The 18,336-nt window shown below is 73.2% G+C and carries 20 protein-coding genes and 1 pseudogene; 13 read left to right on the top strand and 8 right to left on the bottom strand.

Annotated features, from left to right (window positions below):
• Window positions 1-2: 2 nt before the first annotated feature.
• Entirely contained in the window at window positions 3-905 is a 903-nt protein-coding gene (locus ACZ7H1_RS32910; RefSeq protein ID WP_470791654.1) for a PaaX family transcriptional regulator C-terminal domain-containing protein, read from the top strand.
• Window positions 906-907: 2 nt separating this feature from the next.
• Here ACZ7H1_RS32910 and ACZ7H1_RS32915 read toward each other — a convergent pair whose 3' ends face one another.
• Window positions 908-2,212 carry a multidrug effflux MFS transporter gene (locus ACZ7H1_RS32915; RefSeq protein ID WP_470791656.1) on the bottom strand — a complete coding sequence of 435 codons (1,305 nt, stop codon included), beginning with the start codon at window positions 2,210-2,212 and terminating at the stop codon, window positions 908-910.
• 99 nt (window positions 2,213-2,311) lie between these two features.
• Between ACZ7H1_RS32915 and ACZ7H1_RS32920 the strand changes: the two genes are divergently transcribed.
• Entirely contained in the window at window positions 2,312-2,767 is a 456-nt protein-coding gene (locus ACZ7H1_RS32920) for a MarR family winged helix-turn-helix transcriptional regulator (protein WP_470791658.1), read from the top strand.
• Window positions 2,768-2,936: 169 nt separating this feature from the next.
• On the top strand, window positions 2,937-4,013 hold the full coding sequence (locus ACZ7H1_RS32925; RefSeq protein WP_470791659.1) for a SigB/SigF/SigG family RNA polymerase sigma factor: 1,077 nt from the start codon (window positions 2,937-2,939) through the stop codon (window positions 4,011-4,013).
• Here the strand turns inward: ACZ7H1_RS32925 and ACZ7H1_RS32930 are convergent.
• Window positions 3,934-4,305 (bottom strand): annotated as a pseudogene (locus ACZ7H1_RS32930) (ATP-binding protein); the annotation flags it as partial. The gene ACZ7H1_RS32925 and the pseudogene ACZ7H1_RS32930 sit on opposite strands and share 80 nt — an antisense overlap.
• Window positions 4,306-4,355: 50 nt before the next feature.
• Window positions 4,356-4,724: an STAS domain-containing protein gene (locus tag ACZ7H1_RS32935; RefSeq protein WP_470791661.1), complete on the bottom strand. Its 369-nt coding sequence runs from the start codon at window positions 4,722-4,724 to the stop codon at window positions 4,356-4,358.
• 488 nt (window positions 4,725-5,212) lie between these two features.
• Between ACZ7H1_RS32935 and pucL the strand changes: the two genes are divergently transcribed.
• On the top strand, window positions 5,213-6,130 hold the full coding sequence (gene pucL, locus ACZ7H1_RS32940) for a factor-independent urate hydroxylase (protein WP_470791662.1): 918 nt from the start codon (window positions 5,213-5,215) through the stop codon (window positions 6,128-6,130).
• On the opposite strand, the gene ACZ7H1_RS32945 is transcribed toward pucL, so the two are convergent.
• Entirely contained in the window at window positions 6,127-6,591 is a 465-nt protein-coding gene (locus ACZ7H1_RS32945) for a histidine phosphatase family protein (protein WP_470791663.1), read from the bottom strand. The genes pucL and ACZ7H1_RS32945 overlap by 4 nt on opposite strands.
• Before the next feature lie 238 nt (window positions 6,592-6,829).
• On the opposite strand from ACZ7H1_RS32945, the gene ACZ7H1_RS32950 reads away from it, so the two are divergent.
• From ACZ7H1_RS32950 to ACZ7H1_RS32970, 5 genes are all read left to right on the top strand, one after another.
• Window positions 6,830-7,048 carry a CbtB domain-containing protein gene (locus ACZ7H1_RS32950; protein ID WP_470791665.1) on the top strand — a complete coding sequence of 73 codons (219 nt, stop codon included), beginning with the start codon at window positions 6,830-6,832 and terminating at the stop codon, window positions 7,046-7,048.
• Window positions 7,049-7,069: 21 nt separating this feature from the next.
• Window positions 7,070-7,828, top strand: a complete 759-nt coding sequence (locus ACZ7H1_RS32955) for a CbtA family protein (protein ID WP_470791667.1) — start codon at window positions 7,070-7,072, stop codon at window positions 7,826-7,828.
• 82 nt (window positions 7,829-7,910) lie between these two features.
• Complete coding sequence (locus ACZ7H1_RS32960) at window positions 7,911-8,177, top strand: hypothetical protein (RefSeq protein ID WP_470791668.1); 267 nt, start codon at window positions 7,911-7,913, stop codon at window positions 8,175-8,177.
• 204 nt (window positions 8,178-8,381) lie between these two features.
• On the top strand, window positions 8,382-8,762 hold the full coding sequence (locus ACZ7H1_RS32965) for a hypothetical protein (protein WP_470791670.1): 381 nt from the start codon (window positions 8,382-8,384) through the stop codon (window positions 8,760-8,762).
• A 56-nt stretch (window positions 8,763-8,818) separates the two neighbouring features.
• The gene (locus ACZ7H1_RS32970; RefSeq protein WP_470791672.1) at window positions 8,819-9,016 is read left to right on the top strand and encodes a hypothetical protein; all 198 of its coding nucleotides are present in this window, start codon (window positions 8,819-8,821) and stop codon (window positions 9,014-9,016) included.
• A 203-nt stretch (window positions 9,017-9,219) separates the two neighbouring features.
• Here the strand turns inward: ACZ7H1_RS32970 and ACZ7H1_RS32975 are convergent, their stop codons facing one another.
• The 3 genes from ACZ7H1_RS32975 to ACZ7H1_RS32985 form a co-directional block, all read right to left on the bottom strand.
• The gene (locus ACZ7H1_RS32975) at window positions 9,220-9,618 is read right to left on the bottom strand and encodes a hypothetical protein (protein WP_470791673.1); all 399 of its coding nucleotides are present in this window, start codon (window positions 9,616-9,618) and stop codon (window positions 9,220-9,222) included.
• A gap of 102 nt (window positions 9,619-9,720) precedes the next feature.
• Complete coding sequence (locus ACZ7H1_RS32980; protein WP_470791675.1) at window positions 9,721-10,119, bottom strand: RidA family protein; 399 nt, start codon at window positions 10,117-10,119, stop codon at window positions 9,721-9,723.
• Between the two features lie 73 nt (window positions 10,120-10,192).
• Window positions 10,193-10,666: an RrF2 family transcriptional regulator gene (locus ACZ7H1_RS32985; protein WP_470791697.1), complete on the bottom strand. Its 474-nt coding sequence runs from the start codon at window positions 10,664-10,666 to the stop codon at window positions 10,193-10,195.
• Window positions 10,667-10,793: 127 nt separating this feature from the next.
• Here ACZ7H1_RS32985 and ACZ7H1_RS32990 point away from each other — a divergent pair, with 127 nt between their 5' ends.
• The 4 genes from ACZ7H1_RS32990 (at window position 10,794) to ACZ7H1_RS33005 (ending at window position 15,876) form a co-directional block, all read left to right on the top strand.
• Complete coding sequence (locus tag ACZ7H1_RS32990; RefSeq protein ID WP_470791676.1) at window positions 10,794-11,633, top strand: hypothetical protein; 840 nt, start codon at window positions 10,794-10,796, stop codon at window positions 11,631-11,633.
• A gap of 133 nt (window positions 11,634-11,766) precedes the next feature.
• A complete protein-coding gene (locus ACZ7H1_RS32995; protein WP_470791678.1) occupies window positions 11,767-13,797 on the top strand; it encodes an FUSC family protein in 2,031 nt (676 codons plus the stop codon).
• Window positions 13,798-13,879: 82 nt separating this feature from the next.
• A complete protein-coding gene (locus ACZ7H1_RS33000; protein WP_470791680.1) occupies window positions 13,880-14,608 on the top strand; it encodes a hypothetical protein in 729 nt (242 codons plus the stop codon).
• 11 nt (window positions 14,609-14,619) lie between these two features.
• On the top strand, window positions 14,620-15,876 hold the full coding sequence (locus ACZ7H1_RS33005; protein WP_470791682.1) for a sensor histidine kinase: 1,257 nt from the start codon (window positions 14,620-14,622) through the stop codon (window positions 15,874-15,876).
• 93 nt (window positions 15,877-15,969) lie between these two features.
• On the opposite strand, the gene ACZ7H1_RS33010 is transcribed toward ACZ7H1_RS33005, so the two are convergent.
• The gene (locus tag ACZ7H1_RS33010) at window positions 15,970-18,063 is read right to left on the bottom strand and encodes a PhoX family protein (RefSeq protein ID WP_470791684.1); all 2,094 of its coding nucleotides are present in this window, start codon (window positions 18,061-18,063) and stop codon (window positions 15,970-15,972) included.
• Window positions 18,064-18,336: the final 273 nt, after the last annotated feature.

Raw genomic sequence — 18,336 nt, forward strand, 5'->3', positions numbered from 1 at the left:
GAATGACCGTCGAGATCCCCACCCGGCTGCTCGTGCACGCCCTCGTCCGCGAGGACGGCACCGTCGACTCGGGCGAGCTGTACGGCGTCGCCGAAGCGCTCGGCATGACCGACCAGCAGGTGCGGCTGTGCATCAAACGGCTCGTCACGGAGGGCCGGTTCATCCAGGAGGGACGGGGCCGCAAGGCCGTGCTGCGGACCGCCGGCGCGGCCGGGGAGATCGCCGCGAACGTCGCGTACGTACACCTCGCCTACCGGCAGGACCGGGGGGAGGCGCCCTGGGACGGGACCTGGCAGCTCATGGCCTTCGCCGTGCCGGAGGCGCGGCGCGCGGCCCGCGACTCGCTGCGCGAGGCCGTGACCGGCCTCGGGGCCGCCGCCGTCCAGGGCGGGCTGTACGTCAGCCCGCACCGGATCGGCGTGTACGTGGAAGAGGCCGCGGCCCGGCTCGGCATCGGGTCCGCGCTGACCCTCATGACCAGCCGCGACCTCCAGGTGGGCGGGGAGCACGAGCCGGGTGCGGTCGCCGCCGCGCTGTGGCCGCTGCCGGAGATCGCGGCGCGGTACGACGCGCTTGCCGCGCTCGCCGAGGACGTGCTCGCCGCGGAGGGGCCGGACGGCGGGGCGGGCTCCGGCGGCGACGCGGACACCGCGCGCCTCGTGCACGCCGTCGGACTCGCCGCCGCCTTCACCGAGGCGATGGAACCGGATCCGCTGCTGCCGCCCGAACTGCTGCCCGCGCAGTGGGCGGGGGCCCGGGCGCGTGCCCTGGCCGCCCGCGCCTGGACCCGCCTGCTGGCGGCCGAGGCCGCCGGCCGGGCCGCGGACGAACCGCGCCTGCGGCTGTTCGTCGGGTACGGCGAGCTCATCGAGGCGGCAGCGGCGGCCGCGGCTGCCGGGGAGTAGCGTCAGCCGCGGTCTCGGACGGGGGCGCGCGTGCCCTCGCGGTCCCCGCTGCGGTCCCCGAACAGGAAGGTGAGCGCCGACAGCGCCGCGCAGACGGTGATCACCAGGGCCATCGGCAGCGCGGAGACCGCGCCCGACAGGCCCACGAGGGGCGCGGTCAGCCCGCCCGTGGAGTACTGGAACAGGCCGAGCAGCGCGGAGGCGGCGCCCGCCGTGCGCGGGCGTCCCGCGAGGGCGATCGCCGCGGTGTTCGGGGCGATCAGGCCGATGCTGGAGACGATCAGCATCAGGGCGGGCAGTACCCCGGGCAGGCCGAAGCCGGCCAGGGCCGACACCAGCAGCAGCGCCGCCCCGGTGCCGCACATGGCCACGCCCCAGCCGACCAGCCGCCGCATCGGGTACCGGCGCAGCAGACGGCCGTTGACCTGACCGAACACCACGATGCCGAGGGCATTGGCGCCGAAGGCCAGGCTGAACTGCTGCGCGTTGAGCCCGTAGACCTCCTGGAGCACGAACGGCGATCCGGCTATGTACGACATGAGGGCGCCGAAGGCGAACGCGGCGGTGAACGTGGGCACGAGGAAGCGGCGTTCGCGCAGCAGGGCGCCGAAGCCGCGGACGGTCTGGCCCAGTCCGCCGGTGCTGCGCTCCCCCGGCGGGAGCGTCTCTCTCAGGACGAACGCCGCTCCGGCCAGGATGGCCGTACCGATCAGGGAGAGGGCCCAGAAGACCCCGCGCCAGTCCGTGAAGCGCAGCAGCTGGCCGCCTGCCAGCGGGGCGAGGATGGGGGCGCTGCCGTTGACCACCATCAGCAGGGAGAACACCCGGGCGGCCGCGGGCCCTTCGTACATGTCGGAGACGACGGCGCGGGCGATGACGATGCCGAAGCCGCCCGCCAGGCCCTGGAGCAGCCGCAGTCCGGTCAGTGCGGTCGCGGTGGGGGCGAAGGCGCAGAGCACGGAGGCCACGGCGTACCCGGCCAGGCCCCACAGCAGCGGACGGCGGCGGCCCCAGCGGTCGGCGAGCGGGCCCGCCACCAACTGACCGAAGGCCAGACCGAGCAGGCAGGCGGTCAGGGTGAGCTGCGCGTCGGCCGGGCCCACGCCGAAGTCCGCGGCCAGCCGGGGCAGTCCGGGGAGGTACATGTCCAGGCTGAGCGGGCCGAAGGCCGACAGCGCGCCGAGGACGAGGACCAGGCGCAGCGGCGGCCGGAGCGCCCGGGGCGCGTCCGGGGAAGCCGGAAGCGCCGGGGCGGTCGGCGCCAGGGGGCTCCCTGGCGTGCGGCGGACGCGGGCGAAGTCACTCATACGAGTGAGGATACCTGCCTAAGCAGGTATCTCAAGGGCGTCTCGAGACTGCTCCGACCTGACTGTGCGCGGGAGGATCACTGCTGGGAGGATCACCGCATGGGAGACAGCATCGACCGGCTCGCCGCGGCCGAGGGCGTGCAGCTGCTGGGTCACCTCAGCCGGGTGGTCCACGTCCTGCAGAACCGCACCCGGCCGGTGTTCATGGCCGCGTCCGGCCTCGAAGGGGCCGAGTTCGAGCTGCTGCTGCGGCTGTGGCAGCAGCCCGGCCACACCGCGCAGGCCGCACCGCTCGGCGAGGCCATCGGCCTGACCTCCAGCGGCACCACCCGCCTGGTCGCCCGCGCCCTGGCCAAGGGCCTGATCAGCCGCGAGCCCGACCCGTGCGACGGGCGCGCCTTCCTGCTGCGGCACACACCGCTCGGGGAGGAGAAGCTGCACGCGGCGCTGGCGGCCCACACGGCCCAGCTGCGCGAGCTGCTCGACGAGACCCTGCCGCCCCCCCTCCTGAAACGGCTGATCGAGGACCTCTCCCGGTTCGACGCGGCGCTGTGAGCAGCGCCGACCGGGGAGGCGCGCCGGGCTAGAGCGCCGGACCGGTCAGCGTCTGTTCGCATCCGTGGGCATTTGTTCCACTGTGTCACGAGAACGGGTCGGAGGCCCCTGAGCGGGGTATATCAACGTCGGACCACGTCGCCATTCGCACGGAGAGCGGAGGAACCTCATGTCTCCCGTCGCCCGAGCCCACGCAGACCCCTTGCATACCGACGCTCCGGGTCCCGCCCCGGAGCCGTCCGGAGCCCCGGCCCTGCCCGGAGTCCCCGACCTCTCCGAAGTCCCGGAGCTGCCGGAGATCCCCGAGGATCCGGTGCAGGTGAGCACGGCCGACGCGCGGGTCCTGTCCGCGGTCCTGTTCCGGCGCCTGGACGTCCTCACGGAGGGCACGGCCGCCTATTCGTACGTGCGCAACACCCTGGTCGAGCTCAACCTGAGCCTCGTGAAGTACGCGGCGCGGCGGTTCCGCAGCCGCAGCGAGCCCATGGAGGACATCGTCCAGGTCGGCACGATCGGCCTGATCAAGGCGATCAACCGGTACGAGGTCGGGCGGGGCGTGGAGTTCACGTCGTTCGCACTGCCGACGATCACCGGCGAGATGAAACGCTTCTTCCGTGACACGAGCTGGTGCGTGAAGGTCCCGCGGCGGCTCCAGGAGCTGCGGCTCGACGCGGCCAAGGCCTCGGACGCGATGGAGCAGCGGCTGGGCCGCCTCCCCACCGAGGCCGAGCTCGCCGAGCGGCTCGGAGTGGAGCCCGGAGAGCTGGCCGAGGGCCGGATAGCAGCGCAGGGCTACTCCGCGCGCTCCCTCGACGCCCCCGCGCCGGAGGAAGAGGACGGCGACCCGGCGATCCGGGCGCCGGGCGCGGAGGAAGCGGCGTACGAGCGGATCGAGTGGCTGGAGGCCCTGAAGCCGCTGCTGGCCGAGCTGCCGGAACGCGACCGGGCGATCCTGTCGCTGCGGTTCGGCGAGGAGCTCACCCAGGCGGAGATAGGCGCGCGGCTCGGCATCTCCCAGATGCACGTCTCGCGGCTGCTCAGCAGGACCCTGGAGACACTGCGCGGGGACCTGCTGGCCGACCCGCCAGCGGATTCGGCACCTCGCACCACACGGTCTTGCCGTCCGCGCGAGATACCGAACCCCAGTCCCGGGCGAGGCGCCGTACGACGAACAGCCCGTGACCTCCCGGCAGGGCGGGGTCGCCGGCCGGGCGCGGCCGGGGCTGCTCGAGGCTCCCGTCGCTGACCTCGATCCGCAGCATCCCGTCGGTGTGCCGCAGGACGAGCTCGCTGGGGCCGCCGGCGTGCATGCAGGCGTTGGTCACCACCTCGGAGACGAGGAGCAGGACGTCGTCCACGACGGCCCAGCGCTCCTCGTCCTCCGCGTGTGCCGCGTAGTGTCCGTCACCCCCCGCGTGGCCGTTCTCGCTCCCGGGCAGCCAGTGCCAGTCCGCCAGGGCCTGCCGGGTGAAATCGCGGCAGCGGGCGACGACCCCACTCGCGCCGTGCAGCAGCAGGCGCCTGGTCTGCTCCGACATGCCGTCTCCTTCTTCCTGCCGCTCGGGGCCGCTCGGGGCCGCTCGCGGAGCTAGTCCGACGGGGGCCGGTCCAGCGCCTCCGCCAAGTCGGCGTGGACCGGGAAAACTCCGTCCGCACCGGTGATCCGGAACATCCTCGCCACCGGACGCCGCAGCGCCACCAGCTCCAGCCGGCCGCCTTGCGCCTCGGCTGCGAGCCGGGCCCGCAGGAGAACGTTCAGGCCGGTCGAGTCGCAGAACCCCAGTTCCGCGCAGTCGACGAGCAGGCGTGCCGGGCTGGTGTCGACGGCCGCTTCGAGCGCGTCGCGCAGCACCCCGGCCGTGTCGTGGTCGAGTTCCCCGGCCAGTGCCAGCACCAGGACGTCGCCCTCGTGCCGGGCATCGACCGAGAACCGTGCTCCGTCGGCTTCCTGCGCCATCCGACAACCCTCCCGGGATAGGCCACCTCACACGCTCACGTGCCGTGTGCGCACGCGTCACATGCTGACATCACCCTGCACTTCGATGCGGCCGTGTCGCAGGTCGTCGCTGCCTCTGTCTCCTCCATAACGGGACATACCTCCCGGCTACCCGGACCGCACGCCACCACACCAGGGCTTCCCGGATCCCGGGTTCCGAATTCCGATTCCGCATCGCGGCAGGGCACGCCGCCGGGGCGGGTCTGCGGCGGCCTTTGGCGGGTCCGCCGAACCGCGTGCGCCGATTGTCGGACGATCCGCACCCCTCCGTTCGGCCCGCAGCCGTGTTGCAATCCGAACAGCACCTACGAACCGGGATGCACGTCAGTCCCGGGGCGGTCCTCCGGGGCCGGACGGCGGGGGGCGGCGCGCGGAGCACTCCGGAGCCCGCCGGACGCCGGGCGTACGGGATCCAGACGACCGGACTCCGTGACCCGAAGGAAGACACCATGGGCAAGCACGTCCTCGCGCAGAACCAGTACGGCAAGGCCGAGAACCGCATCGTCAAGGTCACCCGCAAGGGGAGCGACGGCTCCTGGCACGAGATCCGCGACCTCAACGTCTCCGTGGCCCTGCGCGGCGAGTTCCGGGACGTGCACCTGACCGGCGACAACGCCAACTGTCTGCCGACGGACACCACCAAGAACACCGTGTACGCCTTCGGGAAGGAGCACGGCATCGCCTCCCCCGAGGCCTTCGGCATCCTGCTCGCCAAGCACTTCGTCTCCTCGCAGGAGCCGATCCGCGAGGCGCAGATCCGCATCGAGGAGTACGCCTGGGAGCGGATCCCCGTACCGACCCGCAAGGAGCAGCACTCCTTCGTCCGCAAGGGCCAGGAGGTGCGCACCGCGCAGATCACGTACAGCGAGACGAGCGGTCTGCAGGTGCTGTCCGGTCTGAAGGACCTGACGGTGATGAACTCGACCAACTCCGAGTTCCACGGCTACATCAAGGACGAGTACACGACCCTGCAGGAGGCGTACGACCGCATCCTGGCCACCAAGGTCACCGCGCGCTGGGCCCACTCGAACCTCGCCGCCACCGACGAGGAGACGGACTGGGACCGCGCGTACAAGAAGGTCCGCAAGAACCTGCTCGAGGCGTTCGCGGAGACCTACTCGTACTCGCTCCAGCAGACCCTGAACCAGATGGCGGAGCGGGTGCTCGACAACTGCCCGCGGGTCAACGAGGTCCGGCTGAACCTTCCCAACAAGCACCACTTCCTGGTCGACCTGGAGCCGTTCGGCCTCAAGAACGACAACGAGGTCTACTACGCCGCCGACCGGATGTACGGCCTGATCGAGGGCACCATCCACCGCGACGGCGTGCAGCCGGTCATCGCGACCAGCGACTGGATCACCGCCTAACCCGCCACCGCCTCGGCACCCTCGTCGGACGGGCTGCCGAGCCGCAGGTTCCACCGCCCCGCGCGCCCGCTGAGTTCGGTGAGCGTGCGGGGTCGTGCGTCCAGCCGCCAGAACGTACGGGCCGGCAGCTCCAGGGCGTGCACCACGGCCGCCCGTACGACCGCCTGGGCCACCTCCACCCGGACCGTGCCGGGCTCCAGCCCGTCCAGCCAGCCGCCGACCCGGGCGACCAGCGCCTGGACGGACTCGCCGCCCGGCGGGGCGTACGCGGGGTCGGTGAGCCAGCTGCGGACGCCCGCGGGGTCCTCGGCCGCCACCTCGTCCAGCGTCCGGCCGGTCCACTCCCCCGCGTCGGGGCCGCGCAGCAGCGGGGCGCCGGGGGGCGCCTGCGCTGCGGGAAAGCGGAACCCCGGCGCCAGGGCGGGGGTCAGGAGCCGGACGCGTACCGGGGCGTTCGTCATGCGGAGAGCGTAGGTGGCGGGACCAGGGGCGTGAGACGGACCGCGCGCGCCGTGGTGTTCAAGCCACGGCAGCGGTACGGTCTCGGACGACATGACGACGGTACGACGGAAGCACCGGTGAAAATCCGGCACGGTCGCGCCACTGTGTACCTCTCCCTGCCGGGAGGAAAGTCAGACCCGTAGCCGTCGTTCAGAGCACCACACGACCGGGACGCGTGTTCCCCCTGGAGGTTCTGCCATGGCTCAGTCCAGCCTGCCTGCCGTGCACACCACGGACGCCCTCACCCCCATCCCGCTGCGGACACTGGCCCCGTGGGCGGTGTTCTTCGGGGTCCTGATGCTCGTCCTGCTCTACTTCGTCGGCGCCGAGCAGGGCGCCACCGCCCTCTTCGAGGGCGAGACGGTCCACGAGTGGCTGCACGACGGCCGCCACCTGCTCGGCTTCCCCTGCCACTGACCGACGAGGAACGCGACGACTGTGAATTCTTCTTCGGTGAGATCCCTCCTGGTGCGCGGCATGCTGGCGGGTCTGGCCGCCGGCGTGCTCGCGCTCCTGGTGTCCTACTTCCTCGGTGAGCCCCGGGTCGACGACGCCATCGCGATCGAGGAGGCGGCGGCGCACGCCTCGGGCGGCCACGGCCACGGCGAGGAGGCCCCGGTCAGCCGGGCCCTCCAGTCCACCGCGGGCCTCGGTACCGGCGTCCTGCTCTACGGTGTCGCGCTCGGCGGGATCGCGGCGCTGGCCCTGTGCTTCGTCCTCGGCCGGGTCGGCCGGTTCGGGCCGCGGGCGACGGCGGCGCTGGTCGCGTTCGGCGCGTTCACGGCCGTGACCCTCGTGCCGTTCTTCAAGTACCCGGCCAACCCGCCGGCCGTGGGCGATCCCGAGACCGCGGGCCGGCGTACCGCGCTGTACCTGCTGATGATCGCCCTCAGCGTGCTGCTGTCGGCCGGTGCGGTGGTGCTGGGGCGCAGGCTGGCACCGCGCCTGGGCAACTGGAACGCGACCGTGGCCGCGGGGGTGTTCTTCGTGGTCGCGATCGGGCTGGCGTACGCCTTCCTGCCGTCGGTCAACGAGGTCCCGGCGGGCTTCCCGGCCACGCTGATCTGGGACTTCCGGCTGGCCTCGCTGGCCATCCAGGCGACCCTGTGGGCCGGGATCGGACTGGTGCTCGGGCACCTCGCCGAGCGGCAGCTCGCCCCCGCTCCCGCGGCAACCTCTGTCCCGGCTGCTGCCTGATCGCCTTCCTTCCGGTACAACGGCGCTGTGAGCACTGAGAGTTGTGTGCCCACAGCGTCGTTCTACTACGGGGGGCTTGGGCATGATCGACCCGATGGCGGGCCGGAACTACTGGTACTGGCACGGCTGGACGGGCACCGGGCCGCTGTGGGTGAACGCCGTCCTGCTCCTGCTCGTACCCGTGCTCCAAGTGCCACTGGTGGCGCAGTTAGCCGTGGTCACCACGCTGGCGGCGATCGGCGGACTCGTACGCCAGCTGGTGTTCCGGGACTACGGGCACACGGCGATGCACGTCGCCGCCGTGCTCGTCGGCGCGGCGGCGGTGACCCTGGGGCTGGCCGCGGCCTAGGAAGGGGATCCGTGGCTCCGGACCCTTCCCGCCCGGCCGCCCCGCCCGGCCGCCCGGCCCGGCCCGGCCCCGGGGACGTGCCGTACGGCGGACGGCGCGGCCGTCACCCGTCCGGTGGCACGGCGGCCGCGGGAGCCTGAGCCGGTCGGGGGGTTCTGGGGCCGCGGCGGGCAGGGAGGGCTGCGATACGGGCAGATCCCTGACATGAGCAGGATCCGGTACGCGTCGACGGGGTGGCTGGCGGCTGCCTGCGTCGTGCTGCTGACCCTGCTCGGCACGGCGGGCGCGTACGCCTGCGCCGCGGCCCCCGGGGGGTCCTCCGGCGCCGAACCGCGGCCCGCCTCGGCCCCCGCGGAACTCCCCGGCGAGGGCCGGGACGGGCGCGAGGGACAGAGCGATCCGGCTTCCGACGCCGAACAGCGCGTGGCCGTACGGACCGCCGGGCGTCAGGCCGCCCCGCCGCGTCGGGCGAAGGTACGGGTCCCGGGCCCTGCGGAAGGCGGGCGCGCCGCCTCCCCGGCCTCCTCACCGGCCCGGATTCCGGAGTCCGTGCAGGTGGTGCGGTGCACGGTGCTGCGCTGCTGAGGGTGCGAACCACCCCCGCGCACACCCCTCACCCCCCACACAGCGAGGAATCGGCCATGCCCTTCGACCCCTTCGCAGCACTGCACGCGATGCTGCGCGCGGAAGCCGCGCGCTGCGCCCCCCGCCCGCAGACCCGCGCCGCCTCCCCGGAGCCCGCTCCGGCCCCGGCACAGCCCCATGCGCAGACCCACGCCCAGACGCGGGCGCAGACGCACGCTCAGAAGCACGACGAGGAACCGCTCGACTGCGCGTAGGCAGGGGGAGGCGCCGGTTCCCGTGCCCTCGGCAACGGAGAGTGGTCACGTGAGGTTCGACCACGGGGCGCGGGAACCGGCGCCGTGTTCAGTGTGCGGTGGCCGCCGCCCTTCGGGCGTGGGGCTTTGGACCCCGGCCGCCCGGCCGAAAGTACCGTTCCGGGCGGCTTTCGGACCCCCGGGCCGTCCTCGCCGTCACCCCGTCAGGGCTCGCGGGTGTGGTAGCGGTAGAAGGCGCCGGCCGTCACGGCCGCGGCGACGGCCAGCGCGATGCCCGTGGAGATCAGCACGGATTCGTTGGTCTGGCTGTGCAGGTAGCCCATCGCGATGCCCGCGAAGGCGCCGTACGCCGCGGCACGCAGCTCCTGGGGCAGCTGCGGGCCGACCCTGGCGAGCAGGAACAGCATCCCCGCGAAGAGCGCTCCGCAGAGGATTCCGTAGAAGACGTTCCCGGCGTCCACCGGGCCCATCTGCCGGTTGATGAAGGCCGCCCAGACCCCGTAGACGAGGCCGAGGAGCAGCGGCCGCAGCCAGGCTCCGGTGCTGAGGTTCCGCATGTTGCCCAGGTGCCGGGCGCCGGCGGAGGGTGCCGCGTGTGCCATGTCGGGCTCCTTCTTTCGAGGGATGCGAGAGCAGCCCTGGCCTCCCCCACCCTCCAGGGCACACCCGCGCCTGCCGCCCGGCAAGTGGATCACCCGTCCGGGTCAGGCCCCGCGCGCGGCCACCGCGTCGATCTCGAAGAGCATGCCGGGCAGCGCGAGCGACGCCACGCCGATCAGCGTCTGGGCGGGCAGCTCGGTGCCCCAGGCGCCGTGCAGGGCCTTGGTGAGGACCCCCAGCTTCTCCTGGTCGTGGCCGACGACGTACGTGCCTATGCGGACCACGTCCCCGAAGCCCAGGCCCACGCTCCCGAGCGCGGTGCGGAGGTTGTCGAAGGCCCGCTCGACCTGGGCGGCGAAGTCGTCGGAGACCACGTGGCCGGTCTCGTCGGAGCCGTACTGCCCGGCGACGAAGACCTGCTCGCCGGGGGCCGAGACCACGTGGCTGTAGCCGAATCCGGTCGGGTCGTGCAGGGCTGCCGGGTTGGTGATGCTGCGCGTCATTGCCTTCTCCGGTCGTTCGCGGTCGTGTCGTGTCGTGCCGGGCCGTGCCAGGTCGTGCTGGTGGTGCCTGTGGTCACGTGGTCGCGAGCCACGCCCGCAGGCGGGCGGGGGCGTCCGGGGCCTGCCGTTCGGCCTGCTCCCGGATCGAGTCGAGGCTCTGTCCGGCGAGTTCGCGGCGCCAGGCCAGCTCGGCCCGGCTCATGGCGTGCGCCACCGCGCACTCCGCCGCGTACGCCTCCGCCGGACCGGCGGCCGGCCCCTGCCTGCGGATCTCCGCACAGCGGAAGGCCTCCTCGGGCCCCTCGACGGCCGCGACCACGTCCATGAGCGAGATCCGGTCCGCCGGGCGGGCCAGCCGGAAGCCGCCCCGGGGCCCCGGCGTGGACGTCACGATGCCCGCCCGCACGAGGGCCTGGAGCTGCTTGTTGAGGTACGCGGCCGGCAGCTGGTGGTACGCCGCCAGGCGGGCCGCCGACACCGCCCGCTCCGGGCCGATCCAGGCCAGGTTGAGACAGCTGTGCAGCGCCCACTCCACGCCCTCGCTCATCTTCATAATCTGGATATTAAATGTCCACATTATCCGGGGCAAGGGGACACGCCGACGGGAGCCGGACCCCACCCGGGCGCAGCAGCAGCGGTCGCGGCACCGGCCCGCGGCGCCGTTCCCTGGTGACGTGCGGATCTCTCTCTCGGCGGTACTGGGCGCGGCGCTGGTCGTACTGCTGACCGTGCTCGTACCGCTGAGCGCGGTCGCCGTCTGGGCGGACCGGGTGATCGGGGACGACGACCGCTACGTCGCCGCGATGGCTCCGCTCGCCGATGACCCGGCCGTGCGCGACGCGGTCGCCCGGCAGGCCACGGAGGCCATCGCCCGGCAGATCGACGCCGGCCCCTTCCAGGCCGGGGTGGAGAGCCTGCTCGGCGAGGCCGTCCGCTCCTTCGTCGGGACCGAGGCCTACCGGACGGCGTGGAACACCGCGAACCGCGCCGCCCACGAGGCCTTCCTCACCGCACTGACGACCGGCGAGGGCAACTCGGTCAGCGTCGACCTCGCCCCCGTCATCGCCCAGGTCAAGGCGGACCTCACCGCGGACGGCGTGCCGTTCGTGGACCGCATCCCCGTCTCGCGCACCGCGATCACGGTCATGGAGTACGAGAACCTCGGCGCGCTCCGGAAGGGCTTCCACGTGCTGCAGATCGCCGGAATCTGGCTTCCCGTCCTGACCCTCGTACTCACACTCGTGGCCGTCGGGATCGCCCGCAACCGCCCCCGCGCGCTCACCGCGACCGGCATCGGCCTCGCGCTCGGCGCGCTGCTGCTCGCCGCCGCCGTCGCCGTCTGCCGCCGGCTCACCCTGGACGACCTCCCCGCGGACGTGGATCGCGCGGCCGCCGGCGCGGTGTACGACGCGCTGACGGCGTTCCTGCGCACAACGGCCTGGATCGTGCTGGGAGTCGGGCTGGCCGTGGCCCTGGCCGCCTGGCTCGCCGGACGTGCCCGGCGCCCCGGGTGAGGCCCGGAAGCCCGGCTTCACCCCATAGGCTTGAAAGCACGCATAAAGACTGGAAAAACAGAGAAATACCCAGAAGGAACGATTCGCGAAGCGGTTTCGCGGTCCCCCCGGCGAACAGCGGCACGGAAGCGGAATGAGCACCGAACAGGGCACGGAACACGCACGGCCCGGACGATCCCGTCAGCTCCCCCTCGCCCCACCCGGCTGGCTCCTCAACGGCCTGCGGCCGGCCTCCGCGCCCATCCCCTGGGCCGCCGTCGTCCGGGCGGGCATCGCCCTCGCGGCACCCCTGACCGTCGGATTCGCCCTGGACGAGCCGGAGTACGGAGCCCTCGTCTCCATGGGCGCGCTCTCCGGGGTCATCGGGGACACCGCCGACGCCTATCGGATGCGCATCCTCAACATCGCGGTGCCGCAGCTCTTCGGCGCGGTCGGCGTCGCCCTCGGCACCCTCGTCTACGGCGAGGGCTGGCTCGCCGTCGGCGTCCTGACGCTGGTCGCCCTGGTCTCCGGGATGATCTCCTCGGTCGGCACGGTCGCCTCGGTCTCCGGACTGCTCCTCCTGCTCAACGCCGTGGTCGGGGCGGGCCTGGCGATGCCCCGGCCGTGGTGGACCGCCCCGGTACTGCTCACCGCCGGCGGGCTGTTCGTCCTCCTCCTCACCCTGCTCGGCTGGCCGCTGCGCGGGCGGCAGCCCGAACGTGCCGCCGTCGCCGCGACCTACCGGTCCCTGGCCGGGCTGCTGGAGGCCGCGGGCGGCCCCGGGTACGAGGAGCGCCGCCAGGCGGTGACCCAGGCCCTCAACCAGGCGTACGACCTCGTGCTCGCGCGGCGGACCCGGGTGGACGGGCGCAGTCCCGCACTGGTGCGGATGCTCGCCCAGCTCAACGTCGTCATCCCGCTCGTCGAAGCGGCCCCCGCCGCCCATCTGCGCGGCCGGCCGCTGCCGCCCGAGATCCCCGCCGCCGTCCGGGACCTGGCCGATGCCGTCGAGGAGGGCCGCACCGGCGTCCCCGTCATCGGACTGCCCGCCCCGCCGGACGGGCCCGCCGAACGGGCCATCGACGCCGCCCTGCGGCACGCGGCCCGGACCGTGTACCTCGCCGAGCCCGATCCGTACAACGTCGACGACCGGCTCGGGCGCCCCGCCGCGCTGCGGGTGCGGGTGCGCCGCACCGTCCGCGGCATGGTGCTCTCCGGCGCATCCTGGCGGTACGGACTGCGCCTGGCCCTGTGCATCGGTCTCGCCCAGGCGCTGGTCTCCCTGGTGGAGATCGAGCGCTCCTACTGGGTCGCCCTCACCGTCACGTTCGTCCTCAAGCCGGACTTCGGCTCGGTGTTCTCCCGGGCCGTGCTGCGCGCCCTGGGCACCGCCGGCGGGCTGGTCATCGCAGCCGCCGTGCTCGCCGAGGTGCCGCGCGGCTGGTGGGACGTACCCGTGATGGTGGTGCTCGGCGCCCTGATCCCCGCCGTCTCCGCCAAGGGGTACGCGTTCCAGACCGCGGCCATCACCCCGGTGATCCTGCTGCTCTCCGACCTCCTCAACCACCAGGGCTTCGACCTGATCCGGCCGCGGCTGCTGGACAGCCTCATAGGATGCGCGATCGTCCTGATCGCCGGCTACCTGCTCTGGCCGGAGAGCTGGCACACCCGTATCGGGGACCGGCTGGCCGACGCCGTCGACGATGCCGCGCGGTACGTGGAGCAGGCGTTCGGGACCCTCACCGGCACCGAGGCCGCGCTCCGGGCCGCCCGGGTGACCCGGGTACAGGCCCGGCGGCGGATCTACCGCGACCTGTCCGCCGTACGGTCGGAGTTCCAGCGCGCCCTGACCGAGCCGCCGCCCACCGGGGAGCGGGCAGCCGCCTGGTACCCGCTGGTCGTCGCCGTGGAGCGGATCGTGGACGCGACCACCGCCGCGCGGGTCCGGGTCAACCACGGGGCCGAGCCGCCGCACCGGCACGAGGTCGGGCAGATCACCGCACAGCTGCGGGCGCTGGCCGCGGAGGTCCGCCGCAGCCCCGAACCGGCCGGGACGGGCCCCGGCCCCGCTGCGGATGCGGACACGGAGGACGAGGGCGTGCTCGCGCCCGTACACCAGGAGGTGGCCGCCGCCCGCGCCCTCGCCTCCCCCGCGGGCCGGCCGGACGGCACGCGCGCCTGACGCCCGCCTCCCGGCGTGCCCCCGTCCCCCGGATGGGTGCTCCACCGGCGCCGAATGCCGCCCGACGGGGGAGCATCGGACCATGCGGCACCCCCTCCTGCGTACCGGCGCCGGCAGCCTCGCGGGCCTGACGGCCCTGCTGACGGGGCTCACCGGGCTCGCCGGCTGCGCCGACGTGGAGGGGCTGCGCGACGACGGCGACCTCGGCGAGGTCCATGCCCCGCAGGCCCTGTGGAAGGACGTCCACCCCTCTCCGCCCGGCACCGGCCGGCTCCCCGGCCACCCGGCCGCCGTGCCCGGACTGCCGCCCGTTCCCGGCGGCGACATGCGCGGCAGCGACGTCCTGCGCATCGTCCGGGCCGACATCACCTCTGCCGCGCGCGAGGACGGCGGCACGGGGCGGCTCGTGGACCCGCGGGCCGTGCAGCGGCTGGCGCTCTGTCCCGCGAACGGCGACCCGGCCGGGGACTGCCCGGTGCGCCCGCCGGTCTTCCACGACCTGACCGGCGACGGGAAGGACGAGCTGATCACCGCGGTGGACGTGGACGGGCGGCTCAGCGAGCTGCGCGTCTACTCCGTGCGCGACGGCCGGATCACCCGGGTCCTGGACCGGCGCGGGGTCCTGGAGGGCGTCGAGGTCGCCGCCGAGCACCTCGCCGTCCGCGAGCCGACCTCCAACCCGGCGCTCGTCTCGGTCTCCGACTACGTGTGGGACCCCGGACAGGGCGCCATGGCCCTGGAGCAGCTCACCCTCGACGACTGCCCGTCGCTCAAGGAGGCGTCGAAGCCCTGTCCCCGGAGCGGGACCTGACGGGGGCCCGGGTGCGACGGACGAGCAGCCTGCGCTGGAAGATCGCCGCCACGACGACGGCGGTGTGCTGCGCCGTGGCCGCCGTCCTCGGCATCCTCGTGCACAACGTGGTCGCCCGGCAGCTCGTGGGCGAGGTGCGCAAGGACGTGCGGAGCGAGTTCGAGCACGCGCTGGGGCACTACGCGTACGGCACCTCGCACGGCGACGTGCACAGTGCCGTGGATCCGCCAGGACTCCCCGGCCCCTTGCGCCGCCTGGTCGCGGAGGGCCACAGCGGGACCATGGTCGGCACGCACGGGGGCGAGCCCGTCATGTGGGCCGCCGGACCCGCCGACGGCAGGGCGCTGGCCGTCTGGATCCCGTACGCCGGCACGCGCGACCGGCTGCGGGCCATCGACACCGCGATCCTCGCCTCCGCCCTGCTCGCCGCCGGGATGGTGGCGCTGGCCGGGCTCTTCCTCGCCGGCCGGATCAGCAGGCGTCTGGCCCGCACCGCCGCGGTGGCCCGCCGGATCACCGAGGGGGACCTCGACGCCCGGGTGGGGTTCACGGCGGACGGCGCCGGACACGGGCGGCGCCACCGCGACGAGGTACGGGACGTCGCGATCGCGCTGGACACGATGGCGGAGACCCTGCAGAACCGGCTGGAGGCGGAGAAGCGGTTCACGGCGGACGTGGCGCACGAACTGCGCACCCCGCTGACCGGCTCGATCGCTGCCGCCTCGCTGCTCCCCGAGGGCCGGCCGAAAGAAATGATCAACGACCGGCTCCAGGCGCTGCACCTGCTGACCGAGGACCTGCTCGAGATCTCCCGGCTGGACTCCGGGGTGGAGCAGGCCGAACTGGACCGCTGTGAACTCGGCCCGGCGGTCGAGCGGATCGTCGGGGCGACGCGGCTGGCCGTGGAGGTGCGGATCGCCCGCCCGGCCGTGGTCCTCACCGACCGGCGGCGGCTGGACCGGATCCTCGCCAACCTGATCGTCAACGGGCACAAGCACGGGAAGCCGCCCGTGGTGGTGACCGTGAACGGCCCCGTGGTGACGGTCCGGGACCACGGGTCCGGCTATCCGGCAGAGCTGATCCGGCAGGGCCCGAAGCGGTTCCGCACCGGCGACCCGGGGCGCGGCAAGGGCCACGGGCTGGGCCTGACCATCGTGGTGGGCCAGGCTGCCGTACTGGGCATCTCCCTGAGCTTCGCCAACGCCCCGGACGGGGGTGCGCTGACCACGCTCAGGCTGCCCGTCCGCATCCCGCTGGACGGCAGCTGAGCGCGGGGACATCCGAGGCCCGGGTGCAAGTGAGGGGTGTTTCACGATGTTTCACGTGAAACACCCCTCAACTCGGCAGTGTGCGGCGGGCGATCAGACGCCGATGTTGCGGCCGTCCTTGCGCCAGACGTTGACCACGGACGGGCGGACGATCTTGCCCGGTCCGTCGGGCCACACCGACTGCGGGTTCTCGACCGAGGCGCCGTCGAGCTCGCCCGGGTGCTGGACCGCGACCAGGACGCGCTTGTCCTGGATGATCGGGCCGCAGGTCTCGGCGCCGCGCGGGACGGTCAGGAACTGCTTCAGCTCACCGCGGCGCTCACCGGCGGTCGCGACGCCGAACAGGCCGTCGTGGGAGCCGAGCTGGCTGCCGTCGGTGGAGATCCACAGGTTGCCGTGGGGGTCGAACGCCACGTTGTCCGGGCAGGAGATGGGGCTGACCCGGTCCTTGGGGAAGCCGGCGAAGTAGGTGGCCGGGTCGTTGGGGTCACCCGCGACCAGGAACAGGCGCCAGGCGAAGGCGTCGCCCGCCGGGTCGTCGAAGCTCTCGGCGAGCTCCAGGATCTGGCCGTGCTTGTTCAGGTTGCGCGGGTTGGCCTCGTCGGCACCGGGCTGGCCGGCCTTGCCGCGGTTGCTGTTGTTGGTCAGCGCGACGTAGACGCGACCGGTGCGCGGGGAGGGTTCGACGTCCTCGGGGCGGTCCATCTTCGTGGCGCCCACCTTGTCGGCGGCCTGGCGCGTGAAGACGTACACCTCCTCGGCGGTGAAGCCCTCGACGTGCGAGACGTTGCCGGTGGCCAGCGGGATCCAGACGCCGGTGCCGTCGAACTGGCCGTCCGAGGGGTACTTGCCGCTGCCGTCGATCTGGTCGGCGGGCGAGTCGCCGGTCAGCTTGGCGACGTACAGGGTGCCCTCGTCGAGCAGGGTCAGGTTGTGCTCGCGGGCGGCGCGGGACTTGCCCTTCTTCATCCGCTTGCTCGAGACGAACTTGTAGAAGTAGTCGAAGCGCTCGTCGTCGCCCATGTAGATGACCGGACGGCCGTCGTCGGTCAGCCGCGGCTGGGCGGCCTCGTGCTTGAAGCGGCCGAGCGCGGTGTGCTTGCGCGGGGTGGACTGCGGGTCGTACGGGTCGAGCTCGACGACGTAGCCGAAGCGGTTGGCCTCGTTGGGCTCCTGGGCCACGTCGAAGCGCTTGTCGAACCGCTCCCACTTGCGCTCGGAGGAGGCGCCGGTGATGCCGTAGCGCTTGAGGCGCGCGGCCTGGACCGGCTCGGTGACCGTGCCGCCGTTGGCGAAGTACTGGTTGAAGTTCTCCTCGCCGTGGAGGGTGGTGCCCCACGGGGTGGTGCCGCCCGCGCAGTTGTTGAGCGTGCCGAAGACCTTGGTGCCAGTCGGGTCCACGGAGGTCTTCAGCAGGTCGCCGCCGGCGGCCGGGCCGGTGAGGCGGAACTCGCTGGTCGTGGTGAGGCGGCGGTTGAGCTGGTGACGGCTGACGGCCGTGAGCTTGCCGCTGCGGTGGTCCTCCTGGACGACGACCACGGACAGGCCGTGCGCCGCCCAGGCGATCTCGACCTGCTCGCGGGTCGGGTTCTGAGGGTCGTAGCCCTTGAACATGAGGTGCTCGTCCGTGTACTCGTGGTTCGCCACGAGGAGCTGGCGGCGCTCGTAGGAGCTGCCGTACGGGAGCAGGCTCAGGAAGTCGTTGTTGTAGCCGAACTGACCGGCCTGGGCGGCGGCGGTCTGCCGGTCGGCGTTGAAGGCCGGGGCACCGCGGAGGATCGGGTCGCCCCACTTGATCACGACGTTCTGGGCGTAGCCCTCGGGGATCGTGACCTGGTCGGCGGTGTTGGGCGCGACGGAGGCGAAGCGGAGACCGCGGGCGCCGTCGGCTGCGCCCGCACCGGCACCGGCCGCGGTGGCGGCGTTCGCGCCCTCGGCGGCGACGGCCGGGGAGCCGCCCTGGCCGAGCACCGCGGAGGTGCCGGCGGCGCCGGCGACGGTGACGACGGCCGCGGCGCGCATCATCGAGCGGCGCGAGAGCGTGCGGGCTATGACGTCACCGGCGTACTCGTTGTCGCTGGTGTTCGGTACCTCGTGGAAGCAGGCGTCACCACACCGGTAGCGGCAGGTGAGCGCGGAACGACCGCCCGCATGCGGGGTGCTGATGAGCGGCAGGAGCTTGCGCACGTATGTCCTCCGGTAACTACACGGCGACGCACCACCTGCGCCGACAGCGTGTCGGAATGAATCCAGCCGTGACGCTAGGACGGTGTTGCGCCACTGCGGCGGCTGCCGGATGAACGAAAGGTGAATCCGGCACGTCGAAGCGGGAGTTCGGGTCGCGCGCCACGGAAGGTCACGTTTGGGGCGCCCCTTCCTGGTAACTGGGCGTGGGACCGATAACCTTACGTGTCCACTCTGGGCAGGGATCTTTCCCCCATCACCCCGCAGTACGGACAA

This window comes from Streptomyces sp. NPDC037401 (genome assembly GCF_055602345.1).

Excerpts from the sequence above, each read along its gene's own strand:
- ACZ7H1_RS32910 (WP_470791654.1), top strand. The coding sequence starts at position 3 with ATGACCGTCGAGATCCCCACCCGGCTGCTCGTGCACGCCCTCGTCCGC.
- ACZ7H1_RS32915 (WP_470791656.1), bottom strand. The coding sequence starts at position 2,212 with ATGAGTGACTTCGCCCGCGTCCGCCGCACGCCAGGGAGCCCCCTGGCG.
- ACZ7H1_RS32920 (WP_470791658.1), top strand. The coding sequence starts at position 2,312 with ATGGGAGACAGCATCGACCGGCTCGCCGCGGCCGAGGGCGTGCAGCTG.
- ACZ7H1_RS32925 (WP_470791659.1), top strand. The coding sequence starts at position 2,937 with ATGTCTCCCGTCGCCCGAGCCCACGCAGACCCCTTGCATACCGACGCT.
- ACZ7H1_RS32935 (WP_470791661.1), bottom strand. The coding sequence starts at position 4,724 with ATGGCGCAGGAAGCCGACGGAGCACGGTTCTCGGTCGATGCCCGGCAC.
- pucL (WP_470791662.1), top strand. The coding sequence starts at position 5,213 with ATGGGCAAGCACGTCCTCGCGCAGAACCAGTACGGCAAGGCCGAGAAC.
- ACZ7H1_RS32945 (WP_470791663.1), bottom strand. The coding sequence starts at position 6,591 with ATGACGAACGCCCCGGTACGCGTCCGGCTCCTGACCCCCGCCCTGGCG.
- ACZ7H1_RS32950 (WP_470791665.1), top strand. The coding sequence starts at position 6,830 with ATGGCTCAGTCCAGCCTGCCTGCCGTGCACACCACGGACGCCCTCACC.
- ACZ7H1_RS32960 (WP_470791668.1), top strand. The coding sequence starts at position 7,911 with ATGATCGACCCGATGGCGGGCCGGAACTACTGGTACTGGCACGGCTGG.
- ACZ7H1_RS32965 (WP_470791670.1), top strand. The coding sequence starts at position 8,382 with ATGAGCAGGATCCGGTACGCGTCGACGGGGTGGCTGGCGGCTGCCTGC.
- ACZ7H1_RS32970 (WP_470791672.1), top strand. The coding sequence starts at position 8,819 with ATGCCCTTCGACCCCTTCGCAGCACTGCACGCGATGCTGCGCGCGGAA.
- ACZ7H1_RS32975 (WP_470791673.1), bottom strand. The coding sequence starts at position 9,618 with ATGGCACACGCGGCACCCTCCGCCGGCGCCCGGCACCTGGGCAACATG.
- ACZ7H1_RS32980 (WP_470791675.1), bottom strand. The coding sequence starts at position 10,119 with ATGACGCGCAGCATCACCAACCCGGCAGCCCTGCACGACCCGACCGGA.
- ACZ7H1_RS32985 (WP_470791697.1), bottom strand. The coding sequence starts at position 10,666 with ATGAGCGAGGGCGTGGAGTGGGCGCTGCACAGCTGTCTCAACCTGGCC.
- ACZ7H1_RS32995 (WP_470791678.1), top strand. The coding sequence starts at position 11,767 with ATGAGCACCGAACAGGGCACGGAACACGCACGGCCCGGACGATCCCGT.
- ACZ7H1_RS33000 (WP_470791680.1), top strand. The coding sequence starts at position 13,880 with ATGCGGCACCCCCTCCTGCGTACCGGCGCCGGCAGCCTCGCGGGCCTG.